16 protein-coding genes are annotated in these 17,564 nt (G+C 71.9%); 6 read left to right on the plus strand and 10 right to left on the minus strand.

The window, feature by feature from the left end; genetic code table 11:
- Position 1: 1 nt before the first annotated feature.
- Both AC3X7Z_RS19250 and AC3X7Z_RS19255 read right to left on the minus strand, forming a co-directional pair.
- Positions 2-1,798: an alkaline phosphatase D family protein gene (locus tag AC3X7Z_RS19250; RefSeq protein ID WP_489976919.1), complete on the minus strand. Its 1,797-nt coding sequence runs from the start codon at positions 1,796-1,798 to the stop codon at positions 2-4.
- Complete coding sequence (locus AC3X7Z_RS19255; RefSeq protein WP_489976920.1) at positions 1,795-2,811, minus strand: zinc-dependent alcohol dehydrogenase family protein; 1,017 nt, start codon at positions 2,809-2,811, stop codon at positions 1,795-1,797. Before AC3X7Z_RS19255 ends, AC3X7Z_RS19250 begins: the two co-directional genes overlap by 4 nt.
- Positions 2,812-2,914: 103 nt before the next feature.
- Here AC3X7Z_RS19255 and AC3X7Z_RS19260 point away from each other — a divergent pair, with 103 nt between their 5' ends.
- Positions 2,915-4,438, plus strand: coding sequence for a helix-turn-helix domain-containing protein (locus AC3X7Z_RS19260; RefSeq protein WP_186342183.1), 1,524 nt, complete (start codon positions 2,915-2,917; stop codon positions 4,436-4,438).
- 24 nt (positions 4,439-4,462) lie between these two features.
- On the opposite strand, the gene AC3X7Z_RS19265 is transcribed toward AC3X7Z_RS19260, so the two are convergent.
- Entirely contained in the window at positions 4,463-4,723 is a 261-nt protein-coding gene (locus tag AC3X7Z_RS19265) for a TFIIB-type zinc ribbon-containing protein (RefSeq protein ID WP_186342182.1), read from the minus strand.
- Between the two features lie 34 nt (positions 4,724-4,757).
- Between AC3X7Z_RS19265 and AC3X7Z_RS19270 the strand changes: the two genes are divergently transcribed.
- From AC3X7Z_RS19270 to AC3X7Z_RS19280, 3 genes are all read left to right on the plus strand, one after another.
- Positions 4,758-5,570 (plus strand): glycerophosphodiester phosphodiesterase family protein, encoded by an 813-nt coding sequence (locus AC3X7Z_RS19270; RefSeq protein WP_489976921.1) that lies wholly within the window; start codon positions 4,758-4,760, stop codon positions 5,568-5,570.
- On the plus strand, positions 5,567-6,919 hold the full coding sequence (locus AC3X7Z_RS19275) for an MFS transporter (protein WP_489976922.1): 1,353 nt from the start codon (positions 5,567-5,569) through the stop codon (positions 6,917-6,919). Before AC3X7Z_RS19270 ends, AC3X7Z_RS19275 begins: the two co-directional genes overlap by 4 nt.
- Positions 6,920-7,175: 256 nt before the next feature.
- A complete protein-coding gene (locus AC3X7Z_RS19280) occupies positions 7,176-7,556 on the plus strand; it encodes an RNA polymerase-binding protein RbpA (protein ID WP_489976923.1) in 381 nt (126 codons plus the stop codon).
- 12 nt (positions 7,557-7,568) lie between these two features.
- Here AC3X7Z_RS19280 and AC3X7Z_RS19285 read toward each other — a convergent pair whose 3' ends face one another.
- The 7 genes from AC3X7Z_RS19285 to kdd form a co-directional block, all read right to left on the minus strand.
- Complete coding sequence (locus tag AC3X7Z_RS19285; RefSeq protein WP_186342178.1) at positions 7,569-8,090, minus strand: FxsA family protein; 522 nt, start codon at positions 8,088-8,090, stop codon at positions 7,569-7,571.
- A complete protein-coding gene (locus AC3X7Z_RS19290; protein ID WP_241005408.1) occupies positions 8,087-8,830 on the minus strand; it encodes a polyprenol monophosphomannose synthase in 744 nt (247 codons plus the stop codon). Before AC3X7Z_RS19290 ends, AC3X7Z_RS19285 begins: the two co-directional genes overlap by 4 nt.
- Before the next feature lie 23 nt (positions 8,831-8,853).
- Positions 8,854-10,392, minus strand: a complete 1,539-nt coding sequence (lnt, locus tag AC3X7Z_RS19295; protein WP_489976924.1) for an apolipoprotein N-acyltransferase — start codon at positions 10,390-10,392, stop codon at positions 8,854-8,856.
- 403 nt (positions 10,393-10,795) lie between these two features.
- Positions 10,796-11,206: a 3-aminobutyryl-CoA ammonia lyase gene (gene kal, locus AC3X7Z_RS19300; protein WP_186342176.1), complete on the minus strand. Its 411-nt coding sequence runs from the start codon at positions 11,204-11,206 to the stop codon at positions 10,796-10,798.
- On the minus strand, positions 11,203-11,970 hold the full coding sequence (gene kamE, locus AC3X7Z_RS19305) for a lysine 5,6-aminomutase subunit beta (RefSeq protein WP_489976925.1): 768 nt from the start codon (positions 11,968-11,970) through the stop codon (positions 11,203-11,205). The genes kal and kamE overlap by 4 nt, the downstream gene beginning before the upstream one ends.
- On the minus strand, positions 11,967-13,559 hold the full coding sequence (gene kamD / locus AC3X7Z_RS19310) for a lysine 5,6-aminomutase subunit alpha (RefSeq protein ID WP_489976926.1): 1,593 nt from the start codon (positions 13,557-13,559) through the stop codon (positions 11,967-11,969). The genes kamE and kamD overlap by 4 nt, the downstream gene beginning before the upstream one ends.
- A complete protein-coding gene (gene kdd / locus AC3X7Z_RS19315; RefSeq protein WP_489976927.1) occupies positions 13,559-14,638 on the minus strand; it encodes an L-erythro-3,5-diaminohexanoate dehydrogenase in 1,080 nt (359 codons plus the stop codon). Before kdd ends, kamD begins: the two co-directional genes overlap by 1 nt.
- 169 nt (positions 14,639-14,807) lie before the next feature.
- Between kdd and AC3X7Z_RS19320 the strand changes: the two genes are divergently transcribed.
- Both AC3X7Z_RS19320 and AC3X7Z_RS19325 read left to right on the plus strand, forming a co-directional pair.
- Positions 14,808-16,286, plus strand: a complete 1,479-nt coding sequence (locus AC3X7Z_RS19320) for a KamA family radical SAM protein (RefSeq protein WP_186342172.1) — start codon at positions 14,808-14,810, stop codon at positions 16,284-16,286.
- Positions 16,287-16,459: 173 nt separating this feature from the next.
- Positions 16,460-17,398: a hypothetical protein gene (locus tag AC3X7Z_RS19325; protein WP_489976928.1), complete on the plus strand. Its 939-nt coding sequence runs from the start codon at positions 16,460-16,462 to the stop codon at positions 17,396-17,398.
- Positions 17,399-17,564 lie beyond the last annotated feature (166 nt).

Below are 17,564 nucleotides of genomic sequence, written 5' to 3' on the forward strand. Positions count from 1 at the left end.
CTCACCGCTCACGGACCAGGTCGCCGTTCGCGCGCCGCGCGATCCGGCGGCGCACCCTCGACGCCACGCCCTCCAGCGGTGGCGGGTTGCCGTCCTCGTCGAGCGCGTAGGACTCCACCTTGGCCAGCCGCGGACGCTCGTGGTCGCCGACGACCTCACCGGTGACCCACCACATGCGCAGGCTCGGCCCGGCCAGGTCGAGGAACGCCAGGTTGTTGTCGAACCACGGCCCCTCGGCGTAGGTCCACGTGAAGGGGGTGTCGGGGACCCGCGCCGACCTCGCTGCCAGCCGACCTGCCGGCCCGGCCACGCCGTAGGACAGCACGGCCGTCGCGAGCCTCAGGCCGCGCGCGAGCGGGTTGCGCATCGGCGAGCAGACGGCCTGCAGGATCGTCGACCCCAGCTCGGGCCCGCCGTGGACCGGACGTGCCTGGCTGACATAGCTGTGGTGCACGTCGCCGGAGAGGAACGTCACCGTGGACGGCGCCCTGCCCCGCTTGCCGGCCGCGACCTCCATCACCTGCCGGGCGACCTCCTGGAAGCTCGTCTGGAACGCTCCCCAGTGCTCGAGGTCGACCAGCTGACGCGCCTTCTCCCCGAGCCGGCCGGCCCGCTCGCCCCATGCCCCGCGGGCGAGCGCCTCGCTGAACGCCTCGAGGTGGTGGAGCCCGCGGGCCAGCAGGAAGGGCAGCGACGTGCCGATGAGCAGGTGGTCGACGTCTCCGCGCAGCTGCTCGTCGAGCCAGGCAGCCTCGGAGGGGTCGAGCATCGCGCGGTGGTCCGGGTCGAGCCGGCGGGCGGCCCGCGAGTCGACGACGACGAGGCGGGCCTGGGTGTCGTACTCGCGGGCGAAGCTCCAGCGGTAGGTCTCGGGCTGCTGGTCGACCCGGGCCGCGAAGGCGTCGAGGAGCGGGCCGAGGTCCTGCTCGTCCTGGCCGCGGTGCGCCCGCACGAGGCCGTACACCTCGTCGACCTCGCGGTCGGCGGGCGCGAGGTTGCCGAGGTGCTGGTGGACCCAGTAGGACCCGAGGCCGGCCACGATCCGGCCGTGCCACCACGACGTGGCCTCCATCTCGCGGCGCCACTCCAGCGAGGTGTTCCAGTCGTCGCGGATGTCGTGGTCGTCGAAGATCATCGCGCTCGGCACGGTCGACAACAGCCAGCGGTTGGCCGGGTCGGACCACGCGAGCCGGTAGAGGTGGGCGTACTCCTCGTAGTCCTGCAGCTCGGTCCACGGCGGCTCGTCGATGTCGCGGCGCGACTCGATGAACTCCCGCATCGCGTCGGTGGTGTCGTCGGCGTAGACCTGGTCGCCCAGGAACAGCACCAGGTCGGGCAGCCGGTCCGGGGTGAGGTCGGGGTCGTCGGGGTCGGCCGGCTCGACCTGGCCCCCCACGCGCAGCGCCCAGGCGCGCAGCGCGTCCACGCCGTGCGAGCGGTTGCCCTTCGCGTCGTGCGCCACCGACGTGCGGCACGAGCCAAACGCGAGGTGGAGGGGGCGGCCCGCCTCGAGGGTGGCGATCACCGGGTCGGGGAACGGCGACCCGGCCGGGGGCCACGCCTGCTCGCCGTCGACGGCCACGGTGTAGGCCTCGGTCGTGCCCGGCTCGAGCCCGTCGAGCTCGACCAGGGCGTAGTGGTGGCCGTGGACCAGGAACGTCGGCGCGCTCGCGGTGGCGGCGCCGCGGACGACGCTGACCGTGCCGGGGGCGTCGGTCTCGACCCAGACCGAGGCCGAGGTCTCGTCGACGTAGCGCAGCAGCGGCCCCAGCAGCAGCCGGCAGTCCGACCGGCTCATGGGCGCAGCAGCACCTTGATCGCGCGGCGCTCGTCCATGGCGCGGTAGCCGTCGGCGACCTCGGCCATGGGCAGCGTCAGGTCGAACACCCGCCCGGGGTCGATCGCGCCCGAGAGCACCCGCTCGAGCAGGTCGGGCAGGTAGCGACGCACGGGCGCCATCCCGCCGGCGAGGCCGACGTTCTTCTGGAACATCCGGCGCACCGGCAGCTCCACGCCGTGCGGCACGCCCACGAAGCCCACGGTGGAGCCCGGCCGGGCGACCGTGAACGCGGTCTTCATCGCGGCGTCGGTGCCCACGCACTCCAGGACGGCGTCGGCGCCGATGCCGTCGGTGAGGTCGGCGATGCGGGCCTCGCCCTCCTTGCCGCGCTCGGCGACGACGTGGGTGGCGCCGAAGGCCCGGGCGATCTCCTGGCGCGGCGCGTGGCGCGACATCGCGACGACCCGCTCGGCACCCATCTGCGCGGCGGCCAGCACCCCGCTGAGCCCCACCGCGCCGTCACCGACGACCACCACCGTGTGGCCGGGCTGCACGCCGGCCGCGACCGCCGCGTGCCAGCCGGTGGCCATCACGTCGGTGAGCGCGAGCAGGGACGGGATCAGGTCGTCGTCGGGCATCGCGTCGGTGGCCACCAGGCTGCCGTCGGCCTGGGTCACCCGGGCGTACTCCCCCTGCCCGCTCGAGGTGCCCCCGAGGTTGACGCACGCCGACTGCACGCCCGCGCGGCAGTGGGCGCACGTGTTGTCGCAGTGGCAGAACGGCACGATGACGAAGTCGCCGACCTTGGTCCTCGACACCTCCGAGCCGACCTCCTCGACGATGCCGAGGCACTCGTGACCGATCGTCGAGCCGGCCTGGATCTTGTTCTCGCCGCGGTAGGGCCAGAGGTCCGAGCCGCAGATGCAGCCCGCGACCACCTTCACCACCGCGTCAGTGGGCTCCTCGATGCGCGGATCGGGCACCTCCTCGAAGCGGATGTCACCGGGCGCATGGATCGTCGTGGCACGCATGGCGCCGATCCTGCCACGCGGCCGAAGCGCCTTCCCCGCCCTTGGGAGGGGGGCCGGCGCGCGCCGAGTGGCGCTATCTCATATCTGAGATACCGTGTTGGACATGGCTGACTACAAGGGCCGGATCGGCAACCTCATCCGCGACGCGCGCAAGCACCGTGGGCTCACCCAGCACCAGCTGGCCGAGCTGCTCGGCACGAGCCAGAGCGCGATCAACCGCATCGAGAAGGGCCACCAGAACCTGTCCCTCGAGATGCTCGCCCGCATCGGTGCGGCCCTCGACTCCGAGATCGTCGCCCTCGGCGCCGGGCCGACCCACCTGCGCGTCGAGGGCCCGACCACGCTCTCCGGATCGATCGACGTCAAGACCTCCAAGAACGCCGGCGTCGCGCTGCTGTGCGCCTCACTGCTCAACCGCGGCCGTACGACGCTGCGCAAGGTCGCCCGGATCGAGGAGGTCAACCGTCTCCTCGAGGTGCTCAACTCGCTCGGCGTCGCCACGCGGTGGCTCAACACCGACAACGACCTCGAGATCATCCCGCCGGCCGAGCTCAACCTCGCCGCGATCGACGAGGGAGCCGCCCGCCGGACCCGCTCGGTGATCATGTTCCTCGGCCCGCTGCTCCACCGCACCGACGAGTTCGAGCTGCCCTACGCCGGCGGGTGCAACCTGGGCGAGCGCACGGTCGAGCCGCACATGGCCGCCCTGCGGCCGTTCGGCCTCGACGTCAAGGCGACCGACGGCGCCTACCACGCCAGCGTCAACCGTGCGATCGAGCCGGAGCGACCGATCGTGCTCACCGAGCGCGGCGACTCCGTCACCGAGAACGCGCTGATGGCCGCCGCGCTCCACCCCGGCACGACCGTGATCCGCAACGCCTCGTCCAACTACATGGTCCAGGACCTCTGCTTCTACCTGCGCAAGCTCGGCGTCGAGGTCGAGGGCGTCGGCACCACCACCCTGCGCATCACCGGCCGCGCGTCGATCGACGTGGACGTCGACTACGCGCCGTCGGAGGACCCCATCGAGGCGATGTCGCTGCTCGCCGCCGCGATCGTCACCAAGTCCGAGATCACCATCCGCCGGGCGCCGATCGAGTTCCTCGAGCTCGAGCTGGCGATCCTGGAGGAGATGGGCTTCCGCTACGACCGCTCGGCGGAGTACGTGGCGCTCAACGGCGAGACCCGCCTGGTCGACATCACCACGCACCCGTCCGAGCTGCGGGCGCCGCTCGACAAGATCCACCCGATGCCGTTCCCCGGGCTCAACATCGACAACCTGCCCTTCTTCGCGGTCATCGCCGCGGTCGCCGAGGGGCAGACGCTGCTGCACGACTGGGTCTACGAGAACCGGGCGATCTACCTCACCGAGCTCAACAAGCTCGGCGCGCAGGTCAAGCTGCTCGACCCGCACCGCGTGCTCGTCGACGGCCCGACGCACTTCTCCGGAGCGGAGATCGTCTGCCCGCCCGCCCTGCGCCCCGCCGTCGTGCTGCTCATCGCGATGCTCGCCTCCAAGGGCCGCAGCGTGCTGCGCTCGACCTACGTCATCCACCGTGGTTACGAGGACCTCGCCGAGCGGCTCAACGAGCTGGGCGCCAACATCGAGACCTTCCGCGACATCTGAGCCGCGGAGGTCCGCCCCTCGGCGTCAGCCGAACAGGGTCTCCACCCAGGCCCGCGACACCCGGCCGGTGGTGGGCGGGGCGGTCATGTCGGCGGTGATGCGCGGGAGCGGCGCGGTGTGCTGGCCGGTGTTGCGGTGCCAGTCGTTCTCCGCCTCGACCAGCAGGCCGAGGTCGGCCCGGGCGAGGAACACCCCGTGCCCCTCGGGGCACACGCTGACCTTGGCCTCGCCGTGGGTCCGCTCCACCATCTCGACACCGCACTGGGGACACGTGATGCTCTCCATCCCTCGACGGTACCGCTGACCGCATACTTCTCGCGTGCCATCCCCTCATCCACGCGTCCCTGCCTACCTCGACGCGCCCCGACCCCTCGCGTTCGCCCACCGCGGTGGTGCCTACCACCCGGAGGTCGAGGGCCTGGAGAACACGCTCACCGCCTTCGCCCACGCGGTCGAGCTCGGCTACACCTACCTGGAGACCGACGTCCACGTCACCAGCGACGGCGTGCTCCTGGCCTTCCACGACACGGTCCTCGACCGGGTGACCGACCGCACGGGCAGCATCGCCGACTCGACCTACGCCGAGGTGCAGCGCGCGGCCGTCGGCGGCAGCGAGCCGGTGCCGACCCTCGCCGAGCTGTTCGACGCGTTCCCCGCCACGCGGTTCAACATCGACCTCAAGGCCGACGGGGCCGTGGAGGCGCTGGCCCGGTTCGTCGAGGAGCGTGCGGCCTGGGACCGGGTGCTGGTCGGCTCGTTCTCCCGCCGCCGGCTCGAGCGGTTCCGCCGCCGCACCCGGGGGCGGGTGGCGACGTCGGCGCACCCCCTCGAGGTGGTCGCGTTCGTGCTCTCCCCCAGCGCCCGCCTCGCCCGGTGGCTCACGCGCGGACGGCCCGTCGCGCTGCAGGTGCCGCACCACCGCGGCCGCGTGCTGGTCGTCTCGCGCGGGCTCGTACGACGCGCGCACGCCGCCGGCCTGCAGGTGCACGTGTGGACGATCGACGACCCGATCGAGATGAACGCCCTCCTCGACCGTGGTGTTGACGGCATCATGACCGATCGCACGGACATACTCAGGGACGTGCTCCGCGCCCGCGGACAGTGGAACGGCCACGTGGAGGATGAGGAATGAGCAAGGTAGGCGGCATCGCGGACCTGACGCCGTTGGCGCAGGCCAAGGAGCAGCGGGCCTGGTACTTCTACGACTGGGCCAACAGCGCCTTCGCCACGACGGTGTCCGGCGTCCTCTTCGGGCCCTACCTGATCGCTGTCGCGAAGGAGGCCGCGGTCGACGACCGGGTCTCGGTGCTCGGGCTGTCGATCGCCCCCGGCGCGCTGCCGGCCTACGTCATCACGTTCTCCACGCTCATCTCCGCGCTCGTGCTGCCCCTGCTCGGCGCCGTCGCCGACCGCACCTCGCGCAAGAAGGACCTCCTCGCGGGCTTCGCGTGGGCCGGCGCGTTCTTCGCCGCGCTCCTGTTCTTCATGACCGGCGACAACTGGCAGCTCGGCGCGATCACGTTCATCCTGGCCAACCTGTGCTTCGCCGCGTCGGCGGTGGTCAACGACTCGATCCTGCCGATCATCTCCACGGAGTCCGACCGCGACCGGGTGTCCTCGCGCGGCTGGGCCTACGGCTACGCCGGCGGCGGTCTCCTGCTGGCGGTCAACTTCGTGCTGGTGAGCATGCACGACACCTTCGGCCTCACCGAGGGCATGGCGGTGCGGATCTCCCTGCTCTCGGCCGCCGTGTGGTGGGCGGCGTTCACCTTCATCCCCTACCGCGGGCTGCAGAACCACCCGCCGGTCGATGTCGAGCCCGTCGAGGGAGGCGTCCTGCAGCGCAGCTTCGGCCAGCTCTGGATCACCCTCAAGGAGCTGCGCAACTACCCAGTCGCGCTGACGTTCCTGCTCGCCTACCTGTTCTTCAACGACGGCATCCAGACCGTGATCAGCCAGGCCTCCGTCTACGGCGTGGAGGAGCTCGGCTTCCCGCAGGGCACCATGCTCGGCGTCTACCTGCTGGTCCAGTTCGTCGCGGTGGGCGGGGCGCTGCTCTTCGGCCGCATCGCCGCGCGCCGCGGCGCGAAGAACACCATCCTCGGCGGCCTGGTCATCTGGATGGGCATCGTCACCGCCGGCCTGGTCATCCCCGAGAAGTCGCTCGTCCCGCTGCTCGTGCTCGGCGCCGCGATCGGGCTGGTCCTGGGCGGCACGCAGGCGCTGGCCCGCTCCTACTTCTCGCTGCTGATCCCGCGCGGCAAGGAGGCGGAGTTCTTCAGCTTCTACCACGCGATGGAGCGCGGCACCTCGTGGTTCGGCACGCTCGTCTTCGGCCTCGTCTACACCTTCACCGACTCCTACCGTCCGGCGATCTTCGCGCTGATCATCTTCTTCGTCGTGGGTGGGCTCCTGCTGATGCGCGTCGACACCGCCAAGGGAATCCGCGACGCCGGCAACGACATGCCGGCGGTCATCTGAGCCTCGTCCGGGACCGATCGCCGGGGCCCGGAGCGGATCCACCCCTGGGGGTGCATTCCGTCACGCCTGAGCGTGGCGGGTGCCGCGGGAAATCCGCGGAATTGGAGCGACCCCGCTACCGTTGAAGATCGTAGGAGTTCGGTGCAGGCGAGCCGCGTCGTCACAAGCGACGTCACCATCACGGTCCTGGCTCGTTGCACCGGAGAAACCCGAACACAACACAACGGGTGTCAGCAACCCAATGGAGGTGGGCACGGTGGCGGAGCGCACACTACGTGGCGCACGGCTCGGCGGCCAGAGTTTCGAGGACGAGCGCGGCATCGAGTTCGCCGCTCGCCAGCAGGTCGGTTACCGGTGCAAGCAGGGTCACGACTTCGAGGTGACGATGTCGGTCGAGGCCGACATCCCGGCCATGTGGGAGTGCCCGCGCTGCGGCGCGGAGGGGCTGAGCACGGCGGGGATCCTCCCCGAGGAGAAGGTGGAGAAGCCCGCGCGCACGCACTGGGACATGCTCCTGGAGCGGCGCTCGGAGAAGGAGCTCGAGGACATCCTCAAGGAGCGCCTCGAGCTGCTGCGCGGCGGCGAGATCGGCCCCGCGCACCTGCACCGCGCCAACAAGAAGAAGCGGGTCAGCTGAGCAGCTGACGCGTCACTCGACGACGTCGCCCCGGACCACCGGGCCTTCGGGCCCCGGTCCGGGGCGACCGTCGTTCCCGGGCCCGAACGGGCCGGGCGCGAAGCCGAAGCCCGGTGCGACCACGAGGCGACGCTCGACCACCTTGGTGAGCAGCCGGCGCGCCACCGGGCGGGTGAAGGGCAGGATCAAGATGATGCCCGCGATGTCGAGGACGAATCCCGGGCTGAGCATCAGGGTGCCGCCGATGAGGATCAGCGCACCGTCGGCGATCTCCCGCGCGGGCATCCGGCCGCTGTAGAGCGCTTCGCGGAGCGCGGCCCACGCCCGGGCGCCCTCGCGCCGGATCAGCCACGCGCCGAGCATGCTGTCGAGGATGAGCAGCGCGATGGTCCACCACGGTCCGACGAGCTGGCCGACCTCCAGGATGACCCAGATCTCGACCAGCGGCACGACGACGAACGCGGCGACCAGGAGCAGCCGCAGCCACCGGCGCGGGCGCCGGGGCCGCGGGGACACCGGGAAGGGCTGGGTCATGACCGGCCCCGCAGCTGCGACCACCGCTGCGACAGTCCCCATCGGGTGATCATCCGCAGCGACTCACCGGCCACCTGGCCGCTCATCTTGGAATCCCCGCGCTCACGCTCGACGAAGTCGATCGGCACCTCGGTGACCCGGAGGCCACGCGCCACGGTGCGGTGGGCGAGATCGGTCTGGAACACGTATCCAGTAGACCTCACCGAGGCAAGGTCGATCGCCTCGAGGGTGGTGCGGCGGAAGACGCGGTAGCCGGCGGTGGCGTCCTTGACCCGCATCCCGAGCAGCAGCCGGACGTAGAGGTTGCCGCCCCGCGACAGCAGGAGGCGCCGCAGGGGCCAGTTCACCACCGAGCCGCCGGGCACGTAGCGCGACCCGATCACCAGGTCGGCGCTGCGCAGCGCGTCGAGGAGCCGCTCGAGCTGCTCGGGCTGGTGGGACCCGTCGGCGTCCATCTCGCCGACGACGTCGTAGCCCGCCCGGAGCGCGACGTCGAAGCCGTGCAGGTAGGCGGCCCCCAGCCCCGCCTTCTCGGTGCGGTGCACCACGCTGATGGCGGGGTCGGCGGCGGCCAGCCGGTCGGCGAGCTCGCCGGTGCCGTCCGGGCTGTTGTCGTCGACCACCATCACGTCGACCCCGGGCTGGGCGGCCCGGAGCCTGCCGACGACCCACGCGAGGTTCTCCGACTCGTTGTAGGTCGGCACGACCATCACGCAGCGGCCGAGTCCGTCGACGCTCACGCGTGCGCACCTCACTCCAGGGCTCAGGGGCTCGCCGGGGAGTCCGGGCGAGGATCGGCGACGCGGTCACGCTGCCGGCGACGACGATAGGCGATGAGGACCACGACCGTGTGGAGGACGAGGAACGCGAGCGCGAGTCGGGCGGGCCAGACGCCGAGGCGGACCGCGGGGGTGATCGTCGTGCTGAGGCCGACCTCCTCCACCAGGACCTCCTGGCCGCGTGCGGGCACCGAGGCGACCACGGAGCCGTCGGGACGCACGACCCCGGAGATGCCGTTGATCGCCGCCACGACGACCCAGCGGCCGGTCTCCTGCGCGCGCAGCCGGCTGATCTCGAACTGCTGGGCGAGCTGGCCGGTGCGGCTGAACATCGCGTTGCTGGTCTGGACGGTCACCAGCTCGGCCCCGCGCGCGACCTGGCCGGCGATGCCCTCGTCGTAGGCGACGTCGAAGCAGATCGCGTCGGCGACGCGGATGTCGCCCGCCCGCAGCGGATCCAGGCTGGTGCCGCGCACCATGTCGCGAGCCACCTCGGTGAGCCGGCCGTAGCTCGAGGGCATCCAGCTGCTGCCCCGGAAGGGGATGTACTCGCCGTAGGGCACCGGGTGCCGCTTGGTGTAGCGGTCGCCGCTGCCGAGTCCGGGCTGGAAGACGATGCCCTGGTTGAGCACCTGGGTGTCGTCGAGCGGGTTGCTGTTGGTGCCGCCCACGAGGATCGGGACGTCGATGGCGTCGGAGGCGGCGACGATCTCCCCGTGCACCTCGGTGTCGCGGAACGGGTCGACGGCCGTGGAGTTCTCCGGCCACACCACGAAGTCGGGCCGCGGCTGCTCCCCCGCCGCGACCGCGTCGGCGAGCTCGCGGGTGAGCCGCGCGTGGTCGGCCGTGACCTGCCGGTGCACCGCCGGGACGTTGAGACCGGTCCCCGGGACGTCGCCCTGCACGGCGGCCACCGTGGCGCTGCCGGTGCGCTCGAGCGGGTAGGGCACGAGCGCGGGGGCCAGGGTGACGACGACCAGGGCGGCCACCGCGACGTACGTCGAGCGCGACGGTGAGCGCAGCTGCAGGACCACCCACGCCAGCGTGGTGCCGGTGAGGGCGACGAGGAGGCTGACGCCGGTCATCCCGATCCACGGCAGCGCGTCGGCCCAGGGCGTGTCGGCGGTCGCGAACACGAGCCGGCCGAAGGGCATGCCGCTGAAGGGGAAGCCGCTGCGCAGCGTCTCGATCCCCACCCACCACAGGGCGGTGAGCACCGGCCACGCGCGCACCCGCATGCTCCACGCGAGACCCACGCCGAGGGGCACGAAGAACGCCGACTCCATGGCGCACATCGCGATCCACGCGTCGGTGCCGACCGATCGCATCCACACCATGACCGCGAAGATGAATGCCACCCCGAACGCGAGGCTGGGCAGCCAGGCGCGGCGGGGCGGGAGGCCGCGTACGCACAGCACCAGCACCGCGATCGCGGGAGGCATCAGCCAGGCATGGCCGATCGGCTCGAACGCGGCTGCCAGGACGAGGCCGCCGGCGAAGGCGATGAGGACGCGGAGCGGCACGCTGAGACCGTAGCCGACGGCTGATCGCCTGCAGCGGTGCGGGAGGGGCCCCGGGGCTTCGGACCAACGCGCACCCGTCTGGCTGACGCGCGCGCGAAGTTGTCTACGGCCGCGGGACCCCTCCCGCATCCGGCCCTCGCGGGACACCCTCGACGAGTCGACGGACGACGGGCATCGCTGGCGTCACGTACCCCACGTTCGTCTCCCTTCTGCCGAAGGCGCCACCCGCGAGCTGCACAGGCGGACCCCGAAACCCTCCCTCGCGTGCGGGAGGGTGTCAACACGGGTCTGACCTGCGCGAACGTGCGTTCGCGCAGGTCACGGGAGGGTGCTCCCGCACAAACTCGCGGGACAAATCTCAAAGTCGTCGGCGTGTCGGCGCGTGACACGCCGACTCGTGTGCCTACGTCCCGGCGGCTGGGGGGACGACGACGGTGCCCGTGGCGGTCGTGGCAACGACCGGCGGGTCGAGCACCTCCGCCCGGCCCGGTGCCACGGCGCTCGGCGCCCCCCGACCGACGACCTGCACGGTGAAGTCCATCACCCGGCTGCGGGTGCCCTCGCGCACCAGCGTCGCGGTGACCTCGACCACGTCGCCGGCTCGCACCGGGGCCCGGAACTGGACGTCGGAGTAGGAGGCGAACAGCCCCTCGTCGCCGTCGAGGACGATGCACATCTCCGTGGCCACGTCGCCGAACAGGCCGAGGCTGTAGGCCCCGTCGACGAGGTTGCCGGCGTAGTGGGCGTGGGAGTAGGGGACGTAGCGGCGGTGGGTGACCACCGTGCCGACCCGGCTACCGGCGGGCTCGCTCATGAGGCCTTCTCCTTCTCGTCCTGCTGGCTGCTCGGGCGGGGTCCGGCGAGCCGGTGGACGATGAACGACGCGACCTCGCCGGGCGTGGTGCCCCGGCTGAACACGCGGTCCACGCCGAGCTCACCGGCCATCTTCTCGTCGAAGCGGGGCCCGCCGACGACCAGCAGCGGCCGCTGCGCGGCCGGGTAGGCCTCGCGGAACGCCGCCGACATCTCGCGGGTGTTGAGCAGGTGGGCGTCGCGCTGGGTCACGACCTGCGAGACCAGCACGGCGTCTGCCTTCTCCTCGCGCGCGGCCTCGACGAGCTGCGGGACGGAGACCTGGGCGCCGAGGTTGACGACCTTGAGCTCGCGGTAGTACTCCAGGCCCTTCTCCCCCGCGAACCCCTTGATGTTGAGGATCGCGTCGATCCCGACGGTGTGGGCGTCAGTGCCGATGCAGCCGCCGACGACCACGAGGCGGCGGCGCAGCGAGCGCTTGATCGCGGCGTTGGCCTCCTTGGGGGTCAGCAGCGGGTAGTCGCGCTCGACGACCTCCACCATGCTGGGGTCGACGAGGTGGTTGACCCGGCCGTAGACGACGAAGAACGTGAAGCCCTCCCCCACGGCCTTGGAGTGGACGACCAGCGCCGGGTCCATGCCCATCTTGTTGGCGAGCTGGACCGCTGCGCCCTCGGCGACCTTGGAGTGCTCGATCGGCAGCGTGAACGACAGCTGCACCATGCCGTCGCCGGTGGTGTCGCCGTAGGGCCGGATCAGGCTCATCGGTCTGCTCCTTCGAGGATCTCGGTGGCCGGGTTGTAGTAGTCGCCGGCCTTGCGGGCCACTCCCTCGAGGCCCTTCCCCTTGTCGGCCGGGCGCTTCATCAGGCCGAACGTGCCGTCGGCGATGGCAGAGAGCAGCGGCGGCTGCCCGGGGACGCTCCGGTCGGCCTTGATCTCCTCGAGCAGGCCGATGGCCTCTCCGAGCACCTCGCGCGCCCGCCCGGCGATGAAGCCGTCGGGCGCCGGCCGGAAGTCCTCGTGCAGGTTGCCGGCCGCGTTCATGACATAGCGGACGTTCTGCAGGGCCAGGTCGCGGTCGGAGATCCATGGGGTGACGACCGCCTCGGTCATCATGCCCACGAGCAGGATCCCCTGGCCGGTGAGCGCGCCCACGAGGTTGAAGAAGCCGTCGAGCAGGTAGCCCTTGAAGATGTCGCCGGTCATGTGACGCGTCGGCGGCATCCACTTCAGCGGCGCGTCGGGGAACAGCTCGCGCGCGAGCATGGCGTGGGCCAGCTCGAGGCGGAAGGAGTCGGGCACGGCCGGGTCGATCTCGAAGGCGTGGCCCAGGCCGAGCTGCCAGTCCTCGAGGCCCGCCTCCTTGGCGAAGTACTCGTTGAGCAGCTGGCTGGTCGTCACGGTGTGCGCGGCCTCGACCGCGTCGGCCGTCGTGAGGTAGTTGTCCTCGCCGGTGTTGATGATGATGCCCGCCCGGGCGTGGACCTGCCGGCTGAAGCGCTGGTCGACGAAGGTGCGGATCGGGTTGATGTCGCGGAAGAGGATCCCGTACATCGAGTCGTTGAGCATCATGTCGAGCCGCTCGAGGCCGGCGAGCGCCGCGATCTCGGGCATGCACAGACCGGAGGCGTAGTTGGTGAGCCGGACGTAGCGGCCGAGCTCCTTCGACGTCTCGTCGAGCGCGGCCCGCATCAGGCGGAAGTTCTCCTGGGTGGCGTAGGTGCCCGCGAACCCCTCACGCGTCGCGCCCTCGGGCACGAAGTCGAGCAGCGACTGCCCGGTGGAGCGGATCACCGCGATCACGTCGGCGCCCTCGCGGGCGGCGGCCTGGGCCTGCGGGATGTCCTCGTGGATGTCGCCCGTCGCGACGATGAGGTAGATCCACGGCTTGCTGGGGGCGTCGCCGACCCGGGCGATCATCCGCTCGCGCGCCACCCGCTGCCGGTCGACCCGCGTGATGCCGGCGCCGACCGCCTTGCGCGCCGCGGCCCGCGCCAGCCGCGCATCCGTGCCCTCCGGGACCCGGAAGCTCACCGACCCGGCGGCGGCCTTCTGGGCGAGGGCGAGCAGGTCGTCTCCCTCGCCGCGCAGCAGCGCGTCCCAGACGGGCGCGCTGACGCCGTGCTCGAGGCCGACATCGGCGCGGACGGCGTCGGCGAGCCGGTTGACCCACGGGGTGCCGTCGGGGTCGGCCCCGCCGAGCCCGGCGAGCCGCAGCGTGGCCCGCTCGACGCTGACCGTGGTGTGGCGCTGGGCGAGGTCGACGATGGGCTTGCCGACCTGGCGCGCGAGGGTGCGCGCGCGGCGTACGTCGGCGCGGTCGAGGCCGAGCCGGCTGGTCGTGGACGTCATCAGAGCCTCCGCTCGAACAGGGCGCGCACGCCGGTGTCGCCGCGCAGCAGGTCCATGGCGAGCGCGGCGTGGCCGGGGACGTAGCCGTTGCCGACGAGCATCCGCACGTCGGCCGCCAGGCCCTCGGCGCCCAGGGCCGCCGCGCTGAAGCTGGTGGCCATGGAGAAGAAGATCACCGTGCCGCCCTCCGCGGTCGCCAGGATCGCACCGCCCTCGCAGCCGGGCACGTCGACGCAGACGACCGTGACGTCAGCCGGGCCGCCGGCCGCCACCACGGCGTCGCGCAGGGCGATCGGGTCGCGCGCGTCGGCGAGTGCCACCGCGTCGGCCAGGCCGGCGCCGGTGAGCAGGTCGTGCTCGCCCTGGTGGGGCACGATGCCGACGGTGCGGCGCGCGCCGGCCGCGCGGGCGGCGGCCAGGCTGAGCGAGCCGGACTTGCCGGCGCCGCCGATGACGGCCACGGTCGGTGCCTGCCCGCGGGCGACGTACTCCTCCACGACGCGGGCGGTGAGCGCCGGGGCGCCGCAGACGTCCATCACGCTGAGCGAGAGGGCGGGGTCGAGGTCGTCGGGGATGACGGCGGCGATGGAGCGCCCGAAGAGCACGGCGTAGCCGTCGCACGGCACCTGCTCGCTGCGCCCGTCCCAGCCGCCGAGGCCGTCCTCGATGACGAGCGGCGTCAGGGTGAGGCTGACCAGCGTGGCGATGCGGTCGCCCACCGACAGGCCGAGCGGCGACTCGGGGCCGACCTCCTCGACGGTGCCGACGAGCATGCCGCCGGAGCCGGTCTCCGGGTTCTGCATCTTGCCGCGGGTGGCGACGATGTCGAGCACCTCCGCGCGCACGGCGTCGCCGTCGGTGACGCCGTCTCGGGTGTGCGTCCGCTCGAGCTGGCGGAACGACGCAGCGTCGAGGTTGAGCCGCTCGACGCGCACGCGCACCTCGTCGGGCCACAGCGCGGCGCGGGTGTCGAGCCGCTCGGCCGCCTGCGGCAGCACCGTCTGCTCGTCGAGCACGCGGTGCAGGCCGGTCGGGTCGCTGGTGCGGACGTCTGTCTGGACGTCCGAGGAGGTGTTCATGCAGGGCATCCTTCTACGTTCGTGATGAACCGCAAATCTTGCGGCGTGGCATTGGACTGGCCGCACGTTCTCCACGTACTCTCCCAGACGTGTCGACGCGCACACAACCGGCGCGCCGCCCGACCTGACCCCGCTCCCGCCCGGCCCGGGGCCACCGCAAGGAGACCAGATGAGCATCGAGACCGCCCCCGCACCCGGGACCGACCTCGCCACCGGCCGCGATGCCGGCCAGCCCTACCCCTACCGGCGCGTGGAGCTCGTCGAGCCCGACTGGACGCGGTTCCCCGGCTGGTCCGACGTCACCGCCGCCGAGTGGGCCTCGGTGCAGTGGCAGCGCGCCCACTGCATCAAGAACGTCAAGCAGCTGCGCGAGCTGATGGGCGACCTGCTCGACGAGCGGTTCTACGCCGACCTCGAGCGCGACCAGGCCGAGCGGGCGACCATGTCGATGCTGGTGCCGCCGCAGATGATGAACACCATGGTGCCGGGCATCGAGCCCGCCGGCGCCGGGTCGCTGACCGAGGCGTTCTACGCCGACCCGATCCGCCACTACATGATCCCGGTCTTCAGCGACCGTCGCACCGACTGGCCGTCGCACCCGCACGCCGCGCGCGACTCCCTCCACGAGCACGACATGTGGGCCACCGAGGGGCTCACCCACCGCTACCCCACCAAGGTGCTCGCCGAGCTGCTGCCGACCTGCCCGCAGTACTGCGGCCACTGCACCCGCATGGACCTGGTCGGCAACTCGACCCCGGTCATCGACAAGCTCAAGTTCGCCGGCAAGCCCAACGACCGCCTCGGTGACATGATCGACTACCTGCGCCGGACGCCGTCGGTGCGCGACGTCGTCGTCTCCGGCGGCGACGTGGCCAACATGCCGTGGCCCCGCCTCGAGTCGTTCCTCATGTCGGTGCTCGAGGTCGACAACATCCGCGACATCCGGCTCGCCACCAAGGCCCTCATCGGCCTGCCGCAGCACTGGCTGCAGCCCGACGTGGTCGAGGGCGTGGCCCGCGTCGCCGCGGTCGCCCGCTCGCGCGGCGTCTCGCTCGCGATGCACACCCACGCCAACCACGCCAACTCAGTCACCCCGATCGTCGCCGAGGCGTCGCGAGCGATGCTCGACGCCGGCCTGCGCGACGTCCGCAACCAGGGTGTCCTGCTCCACGGCGTCAACGCCGACCCGCACACCCTGCTCGACCTGTGCTTCCGCCTGCTCGACGGCGCCCAGGTCATGCCCTACTACTTCTACATGTGCGACATGATCCCGTTCTCGGAGCACTGGCGGGTCTCGCTCGCCGACGCGCAGCGCCTCCAGCACCACATCATGGGCTACCTGCCGGGCTTCGCGACGCCGCGCATCGTGTGCGACGTGCCGTTCGTCGGCAAGCGCTGGGTGCACCAGAACGCCGACTACGACACCGAGCGCGGCATCTCCTACTGGACGAAGAACTACCGCACGTCCATCGAGGCCGACGACGCCGAGGCCCTGTCGCGCCACTTCGAGTACTACGACCCGATCCACACCCTCCCCGACGCCGGGCAGCAGTGGTGGGAGGAGCACGGCCGCCTCGACGAGGCCTCGCTCAAGGCCGCCGAGATGGCCGAGGCCTCCCGCCGCACCGCCGCCCTCCAGGCCTACTGACCCTCCCCCTCTCCTCCGGGTTGTGTCGGAGTCCCCCCCCCAGCGGGGAACCCAACACCCAGAAGACGGTTCAACCCCCCCCAAATGTCGGAACCCCCCCCCAGGTCCGCCGGCATCCACAGATCGCGCCGCCCCGGTTTGTCGTCGTGGGCTGACCGGGCACCACGTCAGGCATGACCTTTCAGATCGCGCCTGACGACGTCCTCCTGCGCCGTGACCTCGTCGCGGACGGCCTCACCGACCGCGACATCCGCCACCAGGTGGCCGCGGGCGCGCTCACCAAGCTCCGCTACGGCGCGTACGTTCCTACCGAGCTGGTGAAGGACCTCGACGCGGTGGGCATGATGCGTGCCCGCTCCCGCGCCGTGCTGCGCACGTCCCACGACAGCGCGGTGCTCACCCACCAGAGCGCGCTCGCCGAGCACGAGGTGCCGCTGTGGGACGTCGGGCTCGACGAGACCCACCTGACGCGCACCGACGGGCGCCCCGGTCGCAGGGAGGCCGGCGTCGTCCACCACCGCGCCGTGCTCGGGCAGCGGTGGTGGACGCTGCGCGACGACGTACCAGTGACCCACCCGGCACGAGGGGCCATCGAAGTGGTGACGCTGTACGGCGCCGAGGCGGGGCTCGTCGCCGCGTGCGGCGTGCTGCACCTCGGACTCGCGACGCTCGAGGAGCTGCAGGACGTCGCCACCACCGCCCGGCACTGGCCCGGCAGTCTGGCGACCCGGCTCGTCCTGGGGCGTGCCGACTCGCGCCTGACCAACGTCGCGGAAGCCCGCGTCTGGCACTTCTTCTTCGAGCACCGCGTCCCCCGCCCTGAGCCCCAAGTCGAGGTCGTCGACGATGACGGCAACCTGCTGGGGGTCGTCGACTTCGCCTGGCGCGGGCTCGGCGTCTTCCTCGAGTTCGACGGCCGCATCAAGTACGAACGGCACCGGCGCCCCGGCGAGTCGTTGGCCGACTACCTGATGCGCGAGAAGCGGCGCGAGGAGCAGATCTGCCTGGCGACGGGGTGGATCTGCCTCCGCATCACCTGGGGCGACCTCGAGCGCCCGGTCGTGCTCGCCCGCCGCATCAAGCGGGCGCTGGCGAGCCGTACGGCCCGCTGAGCGCCGACCTGGAGGGGTAGTCCGACACCTGGAGGGGGTTGCAACGGCCTCCAAGTGTCGGAGTCCCCCCTCCCGCGGGGACCCCTACCCCACCGACCCCCACCCACAACCCACGACACGCCCCAAGCCCTGATCCGAGGAGGGCGAGCACCCCACTCTCCCCATG

The organism is Nocardioides sp. Z24_21 (genome assembly GCF_058134345.1).

Coding starts and splice junctions, on each gene's coding strand:
- AC3X7Z_RS19320 (WP_186342172.1), top strand. CDS start 14,808: ATGAGCATCGAGACCGCCCCCGCACCCGGGACCGACCTCGCCACCGGC.
- AC3X7Z_RS19260 (WP_186342183.1), top strand. CDS start 2,915: ATGGCTGACTACAAGGGCCGGATCGGCAACCTCATCCGCGACGCGCGC.
- kal (WP_186342176.1), bottom strand. CDS start 11,206: ATGAGCGAGCCCGCCGGTAGCCGGGTCGGCACGGTGGTCACCCACCGC.
- AC3X7Z_RS19285 (WP_186342178.1), bottom strand. CDS start 8,090: ATGACCCAGCCCTTCCCGGTGTCCCCGCGGCCCCGGCGCCCGCGCCGG.
- kamD (WP_489976926.1), bottom strand. CDS start 13,559: ATGACGTCCACGACCAGCCGGCTCGGCCTCGACCGCGCCGACGTACGC.
- AC3X7Z_RS19265 (WP_186342182.1), bottom strand. CDS start 4,723: ATGGAGAGCATCACGTGTCCCCAGTGCGGTGTCGAGATGGTGGAGCGG.
- AC3X7Z_RS19325 (WP_489976928.1), top strand. CDS start 16,460: ATGACCTTTCAGATCGCGCCTGACGACGTCCTCCTGCGCCGTGACCTC.
- AC3X7Z_RS19255 (WP_489976920.1), bottom strand. CDS start 2,811: ATGCGTGCCACGACGATCCATGCGCCCGGTGACATCCGCTTCGAGGAG.
- kamE (WP_489976925.1), bottom strand. CDS start 11,970: ATGAGCCTGATCCGGCCCTACGGCGACACCACCGGCGACGGCATGGTG.
- kdd (WP_489976927.1), bottom strand. CDS start 14,638: ATGAACACCTCCTCGGACGTCCAGACAGACGTCCGCACCAGCGACCCG.
- AC3X7Z_RS19250 (WP_489976919.1), bottom strand. CDS start 1,798: ATGAGCCGGTCGGACTGCCGGCTGCTGCTGGGGCCGCTGCTGCGCTAC.
- AC3X7Z_RS19275 (WP_489976922.1), top strand. CDS start 5,567: ATGAGCAAGGTAGGCGGCATCGCGGACCTGACGCCGTTGGCGCAGGCC.